Genomic DNA, 16,876 nt, shown 5'->3' on the forward strand with positions numbered 1-16,876 from the left:
GCTGGATCGATCGTGGACCGTGGCTGGACCGTCCACGGTCACGCTGTTGACATGAGTCCCACGCACGCGCCCGCCCATATCGTCGATCCGGTGCTGGAGGAGGTGGCTCCCGATGTGTTCGCCTACATCCAGCCCGACGGCGGCTGGTGTGTGAACAACGCGGGCCTGATCCGCTCGTCGCGCCACAGTGTGCTCGTGGACACGGCGGCCACCGAATACCGCAGCACCTTGCTCGCGACGACCGTCGGCGCGCTGCTCGGCGGCTCCCAGCCGACATGGTTGGTCAACACTCATTTCCACGGCGACCATTCGTTCGGCAACGTGGTGTTCGACCGATCGCTGATCGTCGCGCACACCAACACCAGGATCGACGCCGAGCGCGCCGGCCTGGGCATGACCACCCTGTGGTCGGAGGTGGACTGGGGCGATATCGAGGTGCGGCTACCGGATCTGACCGTCGACGACGGCGCGGTCCTGCACGTCGGCGACCTCCGCGTCGAGTTGATCCACCCCGGTCCGGCCCACACCACCGGAGACCTGTTGGTGTGGCTTCCCGAGCAGCGGGTGCTGTTCGGCGGCGATATCGTCATGGCCGGAGTCGCGCCGTACACGCTGATGGGTTCGGTCGCCGGGACGATCCGCGCGCTCGAGGCCGTCGCCGCACTGGATCCGGTCACCATCGTGCCCGGCCACGGGCCCGTTTCCGGCCCGGACGTCATCGACGAGAACATCCGCTACCTGCGCTGGGTGCAGCGATCGGCGGGCGAGGGCGCCGCCGCGGGGCTCTCGGCGCTCGAGATCGCGCGGGCAAGCGCGACAACGGAATTCGGGTCCCTGGGCGAGGCCGAACGGCTGGTGTCGAATCTGCACCGCGCCCTGCTGGAACTGGAATCGGATCCGCCGCTTGGGCAGCCGATCGATGTGCTCGGATCCTTCGCGGACATGATCGCCTTCCACGGTGGACAGGTGCCCCGGTCGGCGGCCTAGAGCGCACGGCGCCCGCGCGGCTCGCGTTGTGAGGACCCGGAATGAGACTTACCATTCGAAGTGGGATCGGAAGGGAGGGCCGCGATGACGACACCGTGCGAGATGTTCTCGGCCGCGCCCGTTCGCTACCGGGGCACGCTCGGTTCCGGCCGATGTCGCGGAGTGACGCGCACGACGTAGCCCGGGGGCCGCCGTCGTGTACGTGCTGGATTCCGCGCCCCGCAGGAGCCGACCATCGCTCGATCACCGTGCCGTCTCCCGACGGTGACGCACTTCGCGCGATGCGGCTCCGCTGCCGCCGAAATCGCGAAGGTATGCAAGTCGTGTCTGTCGAATACAGTGTTCTCGGTCCTTTGTTCGTCGGTTTCCACGGTCGCTCGGTACTGCCGAGCGCGCCGAAACCCAAACAACTCCTGGCGCTTTTCATTCTCAACGCCAACAGCGTGGTCACCACCGGAATCTGCGTCGAGGAACTCTGGGGTGACGGACCGCCGTCCACGGCGGCCTCCACCCTGCAGACCTATGTACTCCAGATCCGCAAATCACTGAGCGATCTGCCCGGGATCGGCTCGCTGGAGGCGGCGCGCAGCATCCTGATCACCAAGGATTACGGCTATATGCTGCGGGTGGAACCGCACGCGGTCGACGCTTTCCGATTCGACGGCCTGGTGCGGGCGGGAGAGAAGGCGGCCGCGGCCGGCGACGATCTCAAGGCCGTTCGCCTGCTCAATTCCTCCGCCGATATCTGGCGCGGTGACGCCGTGGTCGACATCCAGACCGGGGTCGCCCTCCAGACCTATGTGCGCGGTCTCGAGGAACGCAGGCTCGGCGCGATCGAACAGCGCATCGAGGCCGAACTCCGATTGGGCCGTCACCATCAATTGATCGGCGAGCTGTCGAGTCTGTCGGCGCGATATTCGCTCAACGAGAATATATTCGCCCAACTCATGCTGGCCCTCTACCGGTCGGGCAGACAGGCCGACGCATTGGATCGCTACCGGGAACTGCAAACCCGGGTGCGCGACGAACTCGGCCTGGAACCCTCGCTGAAGATCCGCCGCCTGCGCGACGCGATGCTGCGCGGTTCGGAATACCTCTACGAGACACCGACGGTGGCGGGCGGCATCTCCCTCGACCTCGCGTATCAGTCTCACGATCGACGATAGGCAACAACCCTATGTCACGAATCCTCGTCACCGGTGCCACCGGCAATGCCGCACGGCACCTCCCCTCGACATTGCTCGACAGCGGGCACACGGTCCGCGTCCTGGTGCACACCACCCCCGGCCACAGCCTCGATCCGCGCGTCGAGACCGTCACCGGTGACCTCACCGACGCCGGTTCGCTCGCCGCGGCCCTCACCGACATCGACGAGATCTTGCTGCTCACCGTCGACGACGGCGCGGCGGCCTTCCTCGACGCGGCCGCGGCGCACAGCGGATTGCGGCGGGTCGTACTCCTGTCCTCGAAAGCGGTCGTCAACACCGAATTCGACGGATTCGACAATCCGATCTACCGCAAACACGTTCTGGCTGAACAACATATCGCCGAGTCGAAGATCCCGGCGACCATCCTGCGCCCCGGCGGGCTGGCATCCAACGCCCTGCGCTGGGCGCCGACCATTCGCGCGCACAACCGCGTCCAGGCGCTGTTCCCCGAACTGGCCGCTCCACTGCTCGACCCGGAGGACCTCGCGGCCGTGGCCGCCCTGGTCTTCGACAGTCCCGTCGACGATCATCGAGACAAGACCTACACGCTGACCGGTCCGGAGGTGGTGACGGTCGCCGACCAGGTGCGCATCCTCGGCGAGGTGCTCGGCTGCGAGATCGAATTCGTCCGGCTGAGCGAGGACGAGGCCCGCGAAATCCTGTCGCGCACCCAGCCGCCGGAATTCGTGAAGAACTACATCCCGGTGCAGCGACGCTATCTCACCATCACCCCCACCGTGCACGACACTGTGAGCGCGCTGCTCGGCCGTCCCGCACGAACTTTCCGAGAATGGGCCCTGGCCAACAGAACTCGTTTCGACTAGACCGTCCAGCGGTCCGCGAGTCCGACTGGAGCGTGCCTGTACCGGCTCGAGCGAGAGTCGTTGTCGACGGTAGATCCAACGACGAGCAGGAGCGCGTGATGCCCGAAACACCTCGGACGGCATTGGTCACGGGAGCGACGAGCGGTATCGGTCTCGCCATCGCGACCGCACTCGCGCGGCAGGGACACCGGACCTTCATCGCGGCCCGCACCGCGGACGCGGTGAAGAAAACGGTCGAGCGTTTGCGCGAAGAGGGACACGACGTGGACGGAGCCGTCGCCGATGTGCGCTCCGACGAGCAACTGGAAGCGCTGGTCGCTACTGCCACAGCGACTTTCGGCGACATCGAGATCCTGGTGAACAACGCGGGCCGCAACGGCGGCGGACAGACCTCGCAGATCACCAACGAACTGTGGGACGACATCATCGAGACCAATCTCAACAGCGTCTTCCGTCTGACCCGCCATGTGCTGGCAGCGGGCGGCCTCGAGGGCAAGGGCTGGGGACGCATCATCAATATCGCGTCGACGGCGGGCAAACAGGGCGTCCTGCTCGCGGCGCCCTACAGCGCCTCCAAACACGGCGTCGTCGGGTTCACCAAGGCACTGGGCAAGGAACTGGCGCAGACCGGTATCACGGTGAACGCCGTATGCCCCGGATACGTGGAAACCCCGATGGCGGAACGGGTTCGGACCGGCTACGCGCAATTGTGGGGCACCTCCGAGGAGCAGGTGCTCGACAAGTTCAACGCCACCATCCCGCTCGGGCGCTACTCGACGCCGACCGAAGTCGCCGGGCTGGTGGGCTATCTGGCGTCCGAGCCCGCGGCGTCGATCACGGCCCAGGCGATCAATGTCTGCGGTGGACTGGGCAACTTCTGACCGGTGACGGCGCGAACGGGAGCGACAGTGACAACCATTTCGAGACAACCGTTCCAACTGGTGGCGCCGGACGGCGCCGTGGTCGCCGACGACATGACCACCCGATCGACCCGGACGCGGCGCGGAACTACTACCGCGCGATGACGCTGGCACGCGCCGTCGACGACGAGGCCACCTACCTACAGCGGCGCGGTGAACTGGGGCTGTGGTTGCGCAGCCTCGGACAGGAAGCCGCGCAGATCGGCTCGATCAGCGCACTGCGTGCGAGCGACTACGTCTTCCCCAGCTACCGCGAACACGCGGCCGCCTTGGCCCGCGGCCTGAGCCCCGGACAGATCCTGGCCCAATGGCGCGGGGTGGCACACAGCGGCTGGAATCCGGCCGACCACAACTTCCACATCTACACGCTGGTGCTCGCCGCGCAGCTGCTGCACGCCACCGGTTACGCGATGGGCATCCAGCGCGATCGCGCCGCCGACGTGGTCCTCGCCTACTTCGGTGACGGCGCCAGCAGCGAGGGCGACGCGGCGGAGGCGTTCAACATCGCCGCGGTCAACGCGGCCCCGGTGCTGTTCTTCTGCCAGAACAACGCGTGGGCGATCTCCACGCCGAACGACAAACAGTTCGCCTCCCCGGTCCATGTGCGAGCACAGGCGTACGGGCTGTGGTCGGCCGCGGTGGACGGCAACGATGTCTTCGCCGTACGCGCGGTGACCGAGCGCGCGCTACGCCACATCCGCTCCGGCGGCGGGCCCGCGCTCGTCGAAGCGCTCACCTACCGACGCGCGGGACACAGCACCGCCGACGATCCGTCGCGCTACCGACCCGAGGGCGAGGTCTCCGAGCAGGCGAGCCGGGATCCGATCGATCGGGTGGAAGCTCTGCTGCGACAGCGAGACTGGGCCGACGAGACATTCTTCGCCGCCGCGGCGGCCGACGCGCGGGACGCGGCGGCCCGCACCCGCGAGCAATGTCTTGCGCTTCCGGAGCCGAGCCTGGCGGCCTACTTCGACCATGTCCTGGCCGATGCCGACCCGGACGTGTTGCGTGAACGGGCGCAGTCCCTGCGACGGCACCCGGTGGCGGTGTCGTGAGCGCCGATATCGCCGCGCCCGACATCGGCGCCGAAGTCACGCTGTCGCAGGCGATCAACCGGGGTTTGGCGCGCGCGCTCGAACACGACCCGAAGGTGATGGTGATGGGACAGGACGTCGGCACGCTCGGCGGCGTCTTCCGGGTCACCGAAGGTCTGCAACGGCGGTTCGGCAGCGACCGGATCGTCGACACCACCCTCGCCGAATCCGGGATCATCGGCACCGCCCTCGGTCTGTCGCTGCGCGGCTACCGCCCTGTCTGCGAGATCCAATTCGACGGATTCGTCTACCCGGCGTTCAACCAGATCGTCTCGCAGGTCGCGAAATTGCGGGCACGCACACTCGGTCGGCTCCACGCACCCGTGGTCATCCGGATACCGGCCGGCGGCGGTATCGGCGCGGTCGAACATCACAGCGAATCCAACGAGGCGTATTTCGCCCACACCGCCGGACTGCGGGTGGTCAGCTGTGCGACGCCCGACGACGCGTACTGGATGATCCAGGAGGCGATCGCCTCCCAGGATCCGGTGGTGTTCTTCGAACCGAAACGGCTGTACTGGCGCAAAGGCACGATCGGCGATCGCGGCGACGATCGCTTCGCCCCCGCGGTGGTACGCGCGGGTGAGGCGGTCACGATCATCGCCTACGGCGGCGCGCTCGCCGTCGCGCTGGCGGCCGCCGAGGAACTCGACGCCGCCGGAACCCGGTGCGAGGTGATCGATCTGCGCTCACTCGCGCCGATCGACTACGCGCCACTTGTCGATTCGGCGCGCAAGACCGGCCGCGTCGTCATCGTGCACGAGGCACACACCGCGGGCGGTCTCGGCGGCGAGATCGCCGCACGCGTCTCCGAGGAATGCTTCTATTCCCTCGAGGCTCCGGTCCTGCGAGTCGGCGCGTACAACCTGCCGTATCCGCCCGCTCGCCTGGAGAACGAATTCCTCCCCGACCCGGCCCGCGTCGTCGACGCGATCAGCCGGTCGCTCAACTGGTAGGGGTTACCCGATGACCACCACTGTCGTCGCACTGGCCGACGTCGGCGAAGGAATCGCCGACGCCGTCGTGCTCGAATGGAAGGTCGCACCGGGAGATCCGGTGCACACCAACCAGACCTTGCTCGAGATAGAGACCGTGAAAGCGATCGTCGAGGTGCCGGCGCCGTGTGACGGCGTCGTGGTCGCGCTCGAAGCCGAAGTGGGGGAGACGGTTCCGGTGGGAGCGCCGCTGCTGACCATCGCGCACACCGATTCCGTGCCGTCACCGTCCGAGTCGTCACTGTCCGAGTCGTCGACGCCGCCGTCGTCCGAGTTGTCGCCATCGGTACCCTCGCCGTCGGCGGAGCTGTCGTCGACACCATCACCGACGGTGCCGTCGACGCGCTCGTCGAACGGATCGCTCGCCAAACCGAATGTGCGCAGACTCGCCCGCGAGCTCGGTATCGATCTCACCGAGGTCACCGGGACCGGTCAGCACGGCCGGATCACCGAGGAAGACCTCGCCGCACACCGATCGAGTCACGACGGCGGTTCGAGTGCCTCCTCCGCTTCGGATCGGGAGGAGGGCGGGGTGATCGGACAGGACCGGGCGGCGCGTGTCGGGCATACGAGCGGCAAGCCCGGCCTCGGTCGGGAACGGCCGCCGTCCGCTGGGCTCGAGCAGGCCGATCCGAATGTCGGTGACACCGCGGTGCCCGCCGGCAGCACCCACCCGGTGAGCCCGGTGCGCCGGGCGACCGCCGAGGCCGTGTCGGCGAGTTTCTTCTCCGCGCCGCACGCCACCGTATTCCTGGAATCCGATGCCACCGGCACCGTCGAACTGGTCGACCGATACCGCGCCGATTCCCGATTCCGGCCCGCGGGTGTCACGGCGTCGGCCGTGGTCGCCGCTGCCGTATCGATCGCGGCGATCGAGGTTCCCGAGATCAACAGCGCCTGGGACGGGGTCTCGGAGGTGATCACGCGGTATCACGCGGTGAACCTCGGTATCGCCGTTGCGACCGACCGCGGCCTGCTCGTTCCCAATATCGTGGATGCGCAGCGGCTTTCGATCATCGAACTGGCCGAGGCGATCGGCGATGTCGTCGCCCGCGCTCGCGCGGGCAAACTGACGCCCGCCGAATTCACAGGTGGCACGATCACGATCTCGAATGTGGGCAGTCTCGGCATCGACACCGCGACGCCGATCGTCAATCGCGGAGAATCGGCGATCCTGTGCGTCGGCGCTATCGCCAAACGACCCCGGGTGGTCGATGACGCGGTGGTCGCGCGGTGGACGGTGCCGCTGTCGCTGAGCTTCGATCACCGGCTCATCGACGGCGACACCGCCGCCAGGGCCCTCGTCCGCATCGCGGCGATTCTGCGAGACCCGTTGTGGCATATCCCGATCGGCGTCACGCCGCCGCGCTGATGAGATCCAGCGCGTCGTCGAATGCGCGGCGGTCCTGTTCCGGTGAACCCGCCGCGTGCGGCAGCAGGGCGACCGTACTCGATTCGCCCGCGGCGACGCGGCGGTGCCTGCGCGCGGCCGTGGTGAGACTGCGGCCCGGACCCGCCTCGACCACCAGGGCGGGACCCGCCGTGTCGAGGACCCGCTCGAGGGTGGGCCAGAAGAGCACGGGCAGGGCGGGCTGGCGTGCCCAGAAGCGCACATCGCGTACCTGCGCGCTCGTCAGGGGCGCACCGGTGTAGGCCGACCACAGTGGCAGGGCGGGATCGCGGAAGACGATGCGCTCCAGTGCGGGAACCGATCTCATGACGTGTTCGCCGATCTGTTCGCTGTGGAAGGCGACCGACGAACGCGCGAACCGCGCGCTGATCCCCGCCTCGGCCAGTCGGGTCGCGGCGCGGTCGATATCGGGGATCGCTCCGGCCAGCACCACTTGGCGTGGGGCGTTCACGGCACCGATGTCGACGCCGAATTCGGCGCAGAATCGCACGTCGTCGGGTTTCGCCGCGACGGCGAGCATCGCGCCGGGCGGCGCGTCGGCCAACTGGACCAGTCGATCGGTCATGATGGCGGCGGCGTCTTCGAGATCCAGGACTCCCGCCAGCACCGAGGCGGCCAGCTCCCCGACGCTGTGGCCGACCAGCGCCGCCGGGACGATCCCCCGATCGAGCAGAAAGCGGCCGAGCGCCCAGTCGATCGCGAACAGCAGCGGCTGGGATCTGCGGATGTCGTCGATATCGATCACGGGCGTCTCGGCCAGCCAATCCGCGCGGATCTCCGCACCCGCCCTTCCCCAGTGCGCGAGAACATGATCCACGCGTTCGGCGAATTCGGGGAGCGCCGCGTGCAGCCCCACCCCCATGCGGGCCTTCTGCACACCCTGCCCGGGGAGAACGACGACGATCCGTCGCGAGGTGCGCGCGCTCGCACCGTCTTTCCTCGGTTCGTCCAGGCGGTCTGTCGTCTCGGTCACGGTCGCTGTCCTTCGCACTCGACCCGCCGATCGCGGGCATATCCGCATGACCGTGCCCGCACATCCTGGGCGCGCGGTAGAGGTTGTCTCGAGCCGACCCCTGGACCGGTTCTCCAGTGGCCGTCCATCGGCCTCGACCATGATCGGCGCAAGGGCAAATGCCCTACAGCACAGCCGAACTCGATCGCGAGGTCATCCCATCGTGGCGAACGACAGCATCTATATCAGCGGTATCGGCACCGCGCTCGCCCCACGCAGGCCGATCTCGGACGCCGTGGCGTCGGGGGAGTGCCCGCCGAAGATCGCCGACGCCAACCGCATCGAATCCGTCGCGGTCTCCGAAGGACCTTCCGGGGTCGAACTCGCCGCGACGGCGGCCCGGGCGGCGATCGCCGACGCCGGTGTCGACGGGGCGCGTATCGATATCGTCGCGCATTCGAATGTGTACTACCAGGGCCATGATCTGTGGTCGCCTTCGGCGTATATCCAGCACGCCGCGGGAGCGGCCGACGCGGTAGCGGTCGAGGTCAGGCAGATGTCCAACGGCGGCATGGCCGCCATCGATCTGGCCGCCGCCTACCTCGGCGCCCGCGACGGCGACCTGGCGCTGGTGACCACGGGCGACCGTTTCGCGGCCCCCGGCTTCGACCGCTTCATCAGCGACCCCGGAACCATCTACGGAGACGGCGGCACCGCTGTGATCCTCTCGCGCACAGAGGGGTTCGCGGTGTTCCGCTCGTTCGTCCAGGCCGCGGACCCCACGCTCGAGCGGATGCATCGCGGCGACGATCCCTTCGGCGTCGCGCCGTTCTCGGTGCGTCCGCGCGTCGACCTCGATCCGCTCAAGAAGGCGTTCCTGACCGGATCGAATGTGCTGCCCAACGTCGAGAAGGTCCGGCGTGGTCAGGAGCGGGTCATCGCCCGCAGCCTCGACGACGCCGGGGTGAAGATCAGCGATATCGACTGGTTCGTGCTGCCGCACTTCGGCAGCCGCCGCCTGCGCAGCACCTACCTGCGTCCGTTCGACATCGATGTCGAACGCACGACATGGAGCCTGGCGCGCACCGTGGGACACCTCGGCGCGGGTGACCAGCTCGCCGGACTCGCCCACCTGCGGGAGCGGGATCTGTTGCGCGGCGGGGACGCGGTGCTGTTCGCCGGTGTCGGAGCCGGATTCTCGTGGAGCGCGGCCGTGGCGGAGATCCTGTGACGACCCGGTTCGGCAGGCGATCGGCGCTGCGCGTGATGTCGGTGACCGGAGTGGGCCTGCTCGCGGCCACACCCGAAGCCGCCGCCGCGCCCGCCGCGCCGGCCTATGTCGACCGTGACGATCCCCGCTACGACGAACTGACAACGGGAGTCAACCAACGGTGGGTCGCCGAGCCCGAATACATCGCGGTGCCACGGACCACCGAGGAAGTCGTGGCCGCCGTCCAGCGCGCGGTCGACGAGCACAAGACGCTGAGCGTGCGCAGTGGCGGGCACTGCCTGGCCGACCACGTCTTCAACGACTCGGTCACCGCCGTCGTCGACATGTCCGCGATGACGCGCGTCTCCTACGACGCACAACGCGGCGCGTTCGGCGTCGAGGCGGGCGCGCTGCTGCTCAACGTGTACGACGAGCTGTACAAGTCGTGGGGTGTCACCATCCCGGGCGGATTCTGCTACTCGGTCGGTATCGGGGGACATGTCTGCGGCGGGGGCTTCGGGCTGCTGTCGCGTCGGGACGGTCTGACCGTCGACCACCTCTACGGCGTCGAGATCGTCGTGGTCGGACCCGATCGGGTCGCGCGCGCGGTGCTGGCGACCCGGGAACCGGGCGACCCGCTGCGCGATCTGTGGTGGGGCAACAGCGGTGGCGGCGGCGGCAATTTCGGGGTGATCACCCGGTACTGGTTCCGTTCACCCGGTGTCAGGGGCCCCGCGCCGCGTGACCAGCTGGTCAACCCGCCGGAGAAGGTACTGGTCAGCGCGGTCCCGGTGCCGTGGGCGGCGCTGACCGAGGAGCGGTTCGTCCGCCTGCTGCGCAATGTCGGTCGGTGGTACGAGGCCAACAGTGCCGTCGACAGCCCCTATATCGCGCTGAGCGGATCGGTGACGCTGACACACGCCTCCAGCGGAGCACTGACCCTGCTCACCCAGATCGACGCGGGCGTGACCGACGCGAGGACACTGCTCGACGACTACCTGCGCGCGCTCCTGGACGGTGTCGCGGACGCGTCGATCATCACGCCGCCCAAGCTTTTTCCCTGGCTGCGCGCCACACGATTCCTGAGCACCGGTTCGGCGATCGGCAACAATCCGGCGGTCCGCAGCGACAACCACGCCGCCTACCACCTGCGCGGGCATACCGACGAGCAGGCCGCGATCATCTACGGCGCGCTCACCAGCGACGAGATCCACAATCACCACGCGATGGTCGTGATCAATCCCGTCGGCGGGCGGGTCGGGGCGGTAGGCCCCGACGACACCGCGGTCGCCCAGCGCGGCGCGATCATGAAGGTGCTCTACCAGTCGCTGTGGACCGATCCCGCCGACGACGCGGTGAATATCGCGTGGGCGACCCGGCTGTTCCGCGCCGTGTACGCCGACACCGGCAATGTCCCGGTGCCCAACGATCGCACCGACGGCTGTTACATCAACTATCCCGATACCGGCGCGGCGGATCCGGACGCGAATCTGTCCGGAATCCCCTGGCACGAACTGTATTACAAGGGCAACTATGCCCGCCTGCAATACGTCAAGTCGGTGTGGGACCCGCACGACATCTTCCATCACCCCCAGTCGATCCGGTTGCCGTGACGGCCGCCGGAACCAACGTGAGGACAGACAGATGACACGACGAGTGGTGATCACCGGCCTGGGGTCGGTCGTACCGGGTGGCGACGATATCCAGCATTTCTGGAAACTGCTCACCTCGGGAACGACCGCGACCCGGCGGATCACGCGATTCGATCCCGCGCCGTTCCGTTCCCAGAGCGCGGGGGAATGCGATTTCGACCCGAGCGCGCACGGCCTGACCGCGCGCGAGGAACGGCGCATGGATCGCGCGTCGCAACTCGCCGTCGCGAGTACCCGGGAGGCCCTGCGTGATTCGGGCCTGGAACTCGACGGTCTCGATCCGTCCCGGATCGGGGTGAGCGTCGGCAGCGCGGTCGGCGCGACGACGTCGCTCGAGGACGAGTACCTGGTGCTCAGCGACACCGGGCGACTATGGGAACTGGACAGCGAGTACGCGACCCCGCACCTGTACAGCTATCTGGTGCCGAGTTCGATCTCGGCGGAGGTCGCGTGGGCGGCGGCCGCCGAAGGCCCGACGGCGCTGATCTCCTCCGGCTGCACTTCCGGTCTGGACGCCATCGGATACGGACGCGACCTGATCCTGGAGGGCGCGGCCGATATCGTCGTCGCGGGCGGGGCCGACGCACCGATCTCCCCGCTCGCGGTCGCCTGCTTCGACGCGATCAAGGCGACCTCACCGCGCAACGACGATCCCGAACACGCTTCGCGCCCTTTCGATTCCACGCGCAACGGATTCGTCGTCGCCGAGGGCGCCGCGACGCTCGTGCTCGAGGAATACGAGCACGCCAAGGCGCGCGGTGCGACCATCTACGCCGAGGTGCGCGGGCACGCCTCACGCTGCAACGCCTACCACATGACAGGGCTGCGGCCCGACGGTATCGAGATGAGTTCGGCGATCGACGCCGCGCTGCGCGAGTCCAAGATCGACCCGGGCGATATCGACTACATCAACGCCCACGGGTCGGGAACCAAACAGAACGACCGCCACGAGACCGCGGCCTTCAAACGCAGTCTCGGCCACCACGCCTACGAGACGCCGGTCAGTTCGATCAAATCCATGATCGGGCATTCCCTCGGCGCGATCGGCGCCATCGAACTCGTCGCCTGTGCGCTGGCCATCGAACATTCGACCATCCCGCCGACAGCGAACCTGCACACCCCCGATCCCGAATTGGATCTGGACTACGTACCGCTCGAGGCGCGCGCCGCGCGGGTGGATGTGGCGCTGTCGGTCGGTAGCGGCTTCGGCGGCTTCCAGAGCGCGGTGCTGCTGTCGAAAGTAGGTGCGGCATGAGCGAAGTCGTCGTCACCGGCCTGTCGGTGGCCGCGCCCAACGGGCTCGGCGCGGCCGACTACTGGTCCGCCGTACTCGCCGGGCGCCTTGGCATCGACCGGGTGAGCAGATACGAGGTCGGTGGATATCCGTCGCGTTTCGCCGGCGAGATCCTCGATTTCGACGTGGCGGCCCATATCCCCGGCAGACTCGTTCCGCAGACCGACCCGGTCACGAAACTGGCTATCGCGGTAGCGGATTGGGCCATCGCGGACGCGGGCGTCGAACTGTCCGCGTTCGACAACGACACGCTGGGTGTCACCACGTCCAACGCCAGCGGCGGCTTCGATTTCACCCAGCGCGAGGTCCAGAAGTTGTGGACCCTCGGCCCCGACCACGTCAGCGCGTATCAGTGCTTCGCCTGGTTCTACGCGGTCAACACCGGACAGATCTCGATCAGGAACGACCTGCGCGGCGCGGGCGGATCCATCGTGGCCGACCAGGCCGGAGGACTCGACGCCATCGGACACGCACGCCGGTTGGTCCGTCGCGGCCAGCGTGTGTCCATCGCGGGCGGATTGGAGGCGCCGCTCAATCCCTACGCTTTCGTCTCCCAGATCGCGCTGGGCAGGCTGAGCCGATCCGGCAGCAAGGAGGACGCCTACCTGCCCTTCGACGCGCGCGCCGCGGGCTACGTGCCGGGCGAGGGCGGGGCACTGCTCATCCTGGAGGACGCCGACTCCGCGCGAGAGCGCGGAGCCCGGCAGGTGTACGGCTCGATCATCGGGTACGGGTCCTCGTTCGACCCGCACCCCGACAGCGGTCGCGCGCCCAACCTGAGCCGGGCCGCCCGCACGGCACTCGACGACGCGGGCATCGAGCCCGCCGAGGTCGACGTGGTCTTCGCCGACGCCGCGGGTCTGCCCGAACTCGACGCCGCCGAGGCCGCGGCGATCACGGAGATCTTCGGACCCGACGGCGTCGCGGTGACCGCGCCGAAATCGACCGTCGGCCGCCTCATCGCGGGCGGACCGCCGTTGGATGTCGCGACAGCGCTGCTGGCACTGCGCGATCAGGTGATTCCACCGACGGTCGGCACCGCCGCACCCGCGCCGGGATACGAGATCGACCTCGTCGTCGGCTCCTCCCGACCCGCCCCACTGCGTACGGCCCTGATCCTGGCGCGCGGCTTCGGTGGCTTCAACTCCGCACTCGTCATCCGGCGTTGAGCCGCGACGCGACGCCACCGACCGAGACTTTCGACAAAGGACGACAATGAAATTCGGCATCACCTTCTTCCCCGCGGTCGGACCCGAAGACCTGTCCGCCGACAAATATTTCGACGACGCGCTCGAACTGGCGGTCTATGCCGACCAGCGCGGTTTCTACCACGTCAAAACCGTTGAACACTATTTCTTCCCCTACGGCGGCTACAGCCCGGACCCGGTGCCGTTCCTTTCCGCGGTCGCCGCGCGGACCCGATCCATCCGGATCGCGACCGGCGCCGTCATCCCGGCGTTCTCCCACCCGATCCAGCTGGCCGGTCGCCTCGCGGTACTCGACAACCTCAGCCACGGGCGGCTCGATGTCGGCTTCGGCCGCGCCTTCCTGCCCGGCGAATTCGCCGCGTTCGGGGTGAGCCTCGACGAGAGCCGCGCCCGATTCGACGAAGGGGTGCGGACCGTCGAGCGGCTCTGGGCGGAGGAGAACGTCGTCGTCGACGGGGCATTCCACCGGTTCGGGCCGGTCACTCTGCTCCCGCGTCCCTTCCAGCGGCCGGGACCCCGGGTGTACGTGGCCACGGCCACCAGCCCCGCCTCGGCCGAACAGGCCGGTTTCCTCGGCCGCGGTCTCCAGGCGGTTCCCGCCATCGCGGGCCCCGACGGCTTCGCCGAGATCCTGGCCGCCTACCGCAGGGGCTGGGTCGCGGGCGGCCGACCGCAGGGCACCGAGGACGTACAGATCAGCTTGGGCGCGTTCATCGCCGACGACAGGGACGAGGCACTGACCCTGGGCAGGCGCGACGAGCAGCTCTACTCCGACAAGATCGCCGAGGCCACCCGCGCGTGGTCGACCGAGCGCAGCGCCGACTACCCCGGCTACGAGAATCTCGCGAACGTCGGCGCCCTCCTGCATTTCGACAAACGACTCGGCGACGACCACATTCTGGCGGGCACCGTGGAGGACGTCCGCGCGCAACTGTCCCGACTCGGTGCGGCATACGGCACCGATATCACCGTCAGTCTCACCATCCACTCGGGCAATCTCCCGATCGAGGTCGCCAAACGGACCCTCGATTTCGTCGCGGACAAGATCGCGCCCGAATTCGCGCACTGACTCGAACGCATGTCGTCCAACGAGAGAAAGAAAATCGGATATCCATGAACAAACGAATGGGCGCCGTGGCGCTCCTGGCCGCGGGCCTGAGCGCCCTGCCGGGAATCAGCCACGCGGACGTCACCGGCGACGTCGCGCCGGTGAACTACAAAGCCACCACCACCCCGGAATCGGTGCACATCGAAACCGACTCGGGGAAACTGGCGAGCGACGGGGACAGGTTCACGATCCGGTCGGCCGACGGCAGTGTGCTCGCGGGCGCCGAATTATCCTTCCGCGTCGATGATTTCGTCTTCCCGATCGCCGCCGACATCGCCGGGAACAACGCCGTGCTCACGCCGCGTTTCGACCTCGAGCACGCTTCCTACCGCCCGGTGGCGCTGCCCTTCGAGGAGGACGCGCCCTGGAAGACCCCCTACGACCGGGAACTGGCCGCCTGGAACAGGCTCACCAGCACCATCGGCGCCGGTGCCGCCATCGGCACGCTGGCGGGCGGGCTCACCGGCGGGGCGGTCGGCTGCGTACTGGGCGGCATCGCGGGTGCGACGGTCGCCTCCGCGGCGATCATCGGACTGTTCGGCGCGTTCGCTCCGGCGGCCGTGGTCGGCTGCGTCGGGGGGATCGTCGCCATCGGCGCGCTCGGCACCCTCGTCGGTCAGTTGCTCGTGACCGCGCCGATCGCGATACTCGCTGCCGTCCAATACTTCACGACGATCAACTCGCCTTTCCCCGCACCGGCGAAATAGGTCGCGAGCGGCGACCGGGCCGGACTCGAAACGAGTACGGCCCGGTCGGGCATCAGATCGGGCCGCGACCCGCCGCGACGCGGCCCGCCACCGGCCGCACGTCACGATGCGAGATCAGCCATCGACCGTCGTATTTCTCGAACTCGTCCCGCACCAGACCGATAACCGTCCAATCGGCGGGCCGGTTGTGGTCGGGAAAAGCGCTGCTGGAGAACCAATGCCACACCGTCGCGTAGGCGGTGAGCACAGGTCGATCACCGTCCCATTCGATCGAGGACTGTCCGATGACATGGGCGACCATGTTGCGCCGGGCCTTCGGCACCCGACACATGAACGACGTGAATTCGTCGCGTCCGTGGAAGCGTTGCACCGGACCGGGCATGATCCGATACTCGATCAGCGCGTCGGGGGTGAAACATTCGCTGAACCGCTCGCTGTCCTGGGTATCCGCGATGCGGAAGAAATGGTGGAACGTTCGATAGATCGCCCGTTCGGCTTCGATGGTCGCGAGCAGATTGTCGGTCTGACCGGTCACGTTCATCCTTCTCTCGGCGTCGAGGTTCGACGTGATAAACAGGGGGAGTTCAGGTTTCCGACGGTCCGTAGGCGCGCAGGAACGTATCGACCGCCGTGTCCGCGACGGCGCGCATCTCGGCGACGGCGACCTTGCGGGTGCCCAGCCGTGAGCGTCCTTCCATCGGTCCGGTGATCAGCACGAGGAATTGTTCGGCGGCGACCGCGGGATCGCACGGGCGCAGCCGACCGGACAGTGAGAGTCGTGCCAGCCGATCGGCCAGCGCCTCGCCGAGGCGGTCCGAGGTGCGGCCGACGACGATATCGATCAGGTCGGGGAATTGGGCGACCTGGGCATAGGTGAGCCACCGCAGCGATCGTGATCGTTCGGCGCAGCAGACCCGGATCAGTCGCAGCGCCAGATCCCGCAGTGCCGCACCGAGATCCGGCCCCGGATTCCGGAGCCGCGCCACCACCGTCAGATTCTCGGCCAGCACCGAATCGGCGACGGCCGTCAACGCGTGCCGGAACAGGGTTTCCTTGTCGTTGAGGTGGTTGTAGATGGTCGGCTTGGCGACCCCGGCCTCCTCCGCGATCTCCTGGACCCCCGCGAGTGCGTAGCCGCGCCGGGCGAACACGACGAATGCCGCGTCGAGAATGGCCTGCCGCTTGTCGATCCGCCCCCGCGAGGAGGTCGCACCGGTCGGTGTCGTCATCCGCTTCCCAATTTCGGAGGTCCGGTCGCGTCGAGGACTCGACTCTCGACCGGTGAGTTCACGTGTCGGCCGACGAG

The 16,876-nt window shown here is 68.1% G+C and carries 16 protein-coding genes; 13 read left to right on the forward strand and 3 right to left on the reverse strand.

Translation table 11 applies throughout. The features are described from left to right. The first annotated feature begins 51 nt into the window (after positions 1–51). The 7 genes from DAT37_RS17580 to DAT37_RS17610 all read left to right on the forward strand — a co-directional run bounded on the left by DAT37_RS17580 (position 52) and on the right by DAT37_RS17610 (position 7,400). A complete protein-coding gene (locus tag DAT37_RS17580) occupies positions 52–987 on the forward strand; it encodes an MBL fold metallo-hydrolase (RefSeq protein ID WP_109526060.1) in 936 nt (311 codons plus the stop codon). Positions 988–1,310: 323 nt separating this feature from the next. Continuing rightward, the gene (locus DAT37_RS17585) at positions 1,311–2,153 is read left to right on the forward strand and encodes an AfsR/SARP family transcriptional regulator (RefSeq protein WP_198654311.1); all 843 of its coding nucleotides are present in this window, start codon (positions 1,311–1,313) and stop codon (positions 2,151–2,153) included. 11 nt (positions 2,154–2,164) lie between these two features. Then, positions 2,165–3,019: an SDR family oxidoreductase gene (locus tag DAT37_RS17590; protein WP_109525851.1), complete on the forward strand. Its 855-nt coding sequence runs from the start codon at positions 2,165–2,167 to the stop codon at positions 3,017–3,019. Positions 3,020–3,117: 98 nt separating this feature from the next. Further along, the gene (locus tag DAT37_RS17595; RefSeq protein WP_109525852.1) at positions 3,118–3,900 is read left to right on the forward strand and encodes an SDR family NAD(P)-dependent oxidoreductase; all 783 of its coding nucleotides are present in this window, start codon (positions 3,118–3,120) and stop codon (positions 3,898–3,900) included. Positions 3,901–4,040: 140 nt separating this feature from the next. After that, positions 4,041–4,994, forward strand: coding sequence for a thiamine pyrophosphate-dependent enzyme (locus DAT37_RS17600; protein ID WP_109525853.1), 954 nt, complete (start codon positions 4,041–4,043; stop codon positions 4,992–4,994). A gap of 41 nt (positions 4,995–5,035) precedes the next feature. Next, positions 5,036–5,989, forward strand: coding sequence for an alpha-ketoacid dehydrogenase subunit beta (locus tag DAT37_RS17605; RefSeq protein ID WP_198654333.1), 954 nt, complete (start codon positions 5,036–5,038; stop codon positions 5,987–5,989). A gap of 10 nt (positions 5,990–5,999) precedes the next feature. Next, positions 6,000–7,400 (forward strand): dihydrolipoamide acetyltransferase family protein, encoded by a 1,401-nt coding sequence (locus DAT37_RS17610; RefSeq protein ID WP_109525854.1) that lies wholly within the window; start codon positions 6,000–6,002, stop codon positions 7,398–7,400. Here the strand turns inward: DAT37_RS17610 and DAT37_RS17615 are convergent. After that, complete coding sequence (locus DAT37_RS17615; protein WP_157978528.1) at positions 7,384–8,412, reverse strand: acyltransferase domain-containing protein; 1,029 nt, start codon at positions 8,410–8,412, stop codon at positions 7,384–7,386. The two genes, DAT37_RS17610 and DAT37_RS17615, sit on opposite strands and share 17 nt — an antisense overlap. Before the next feature lie 202 nt (positions 8,413–8,614). Between DAT37_RS17615 and DAT37_RS17620 the strand changes: the two genes are divergently transcribed. Genes DAT37_RS17620 through DAT37_RS17645 form a run of 6 tightly spaced genes read left to right on the forward strand, consistent with a single transcriptional unit; the run spans position 8,615 to position 15,570 of the window. After that, positions 8,615–9,622 carry a ketoacyl-ACP synthase III family protein gene (locus DAT37_RS17620; RefSeq protein WP_198654312.1) on the forward strand — a complete coding sequence of 336 codons (1,008 nt, stop codon included), beginning with the start codon at positions 8,615–8,617 and terminating at the stop codon, positions 9,620–9,622. Then, positions 9,619–11,214, forward strand: coding sequence for an FAD-binding oxidoreductase (locus DAT37_RS17625; protein ID WP_157978529.1), 1,596 nt, complete (start codon positions 9,619–9,621; stop codon positions 11,212–11,214). The genes DAT37_RS17620 and DAT37_RS17625 overlap by 4 nt, the downstream gene beginning before the upstream one ends. A 31-nt stretch (positions 11,215–11,245) precedes the next feature. Then, entirely contained in the window at positions 11,246–12,508 is a 1,263-nt protein-coding gene (locus DAT37_RS17630) for a beta-ketoacyl-[acyl-carrier-protein] synthase family protein (protein ID WP_109525858.1), read from the forward strand. Continuing rightward, a complete protein-coding gene (locus tag DAT37_RS17635; RefSeq protein ID WP_109525859.1) occupies positions 12,505–13,716 on the forward strand; it encodes a ketosynthase chain-length factor in 1,212 nt (403 codons plus the stop codon). The genes DAT37_RS17630 and DAT37_RS17635 overlap by 4 nt, the downstream gene beginning before the upstream one ends. A 46-nt stretch (positions 13,717–13,762) precedes the next feature. Further along, positions 13,763–14,824, forward strand: coding sequence for an LLM class flavin-dependent oxidoreductase (locus tag DAT37_RS17640; RefSeq protein ID WP_109525860.1), 1,062 nt, complete (start codon positions 13,763–13,765; stop codon positions 14,822–14,824). A gap of 44 nt (positions 14,825–14,868) precedes the next feature. Beyond that, a complete protein-coding gene (locus DAT37_RS17645) occupies positions 14,869–15,570 on the forward strand; it encodes a hypothetical protein (RefSeq protein ID WP_232839815.1) in 702 nt (233 codons plus the stop codon). Between the two features lie 52 nt (positions 15,571–15,622). On the opposite strand, the gene DAT37_RS17650 is transcribed toward DAT37_RS17645, so the two are convergent. Together DAT37_RS17650 and DAT37_RS17655 are read right to left on the reverse strand one after the other, a co-directional pair. Beyond that, positions 15,623–16,105: a nuclear transport factor 2 family protein gene (locus tag DAT37_RS17650; RefSeq protein ID WP_198654313.1), complete on the reverse strand. Its 483-nt coding sequence runs from the start codon at positions 16,103–16,105 to the stop codon at positions 15,623–15,625. 49 nt (positions 16,106–16,154) lie between these two features. Further along, entirely contained in the window at positions 16,155–16,799 is a 645-nt protein-coding gene (locus tag DAT37_RS17655; RefSeq protein WP_109525863.1) for a TetR/AcrR family transcriptional regulator, read from the reverse strand. Positions 16,800–16,876 lie beyond the last annotated feature (77 nt).

It is taken from the genome of Nocardia aurea, assembly GCF_003123685.1.
Taxonomy (GTDB): Bacteria; Actinomycetota; Actinomycetes; order Mycobacteriales; family Mycobacteriaceae; genus Nocardia; species Nocardia aurea.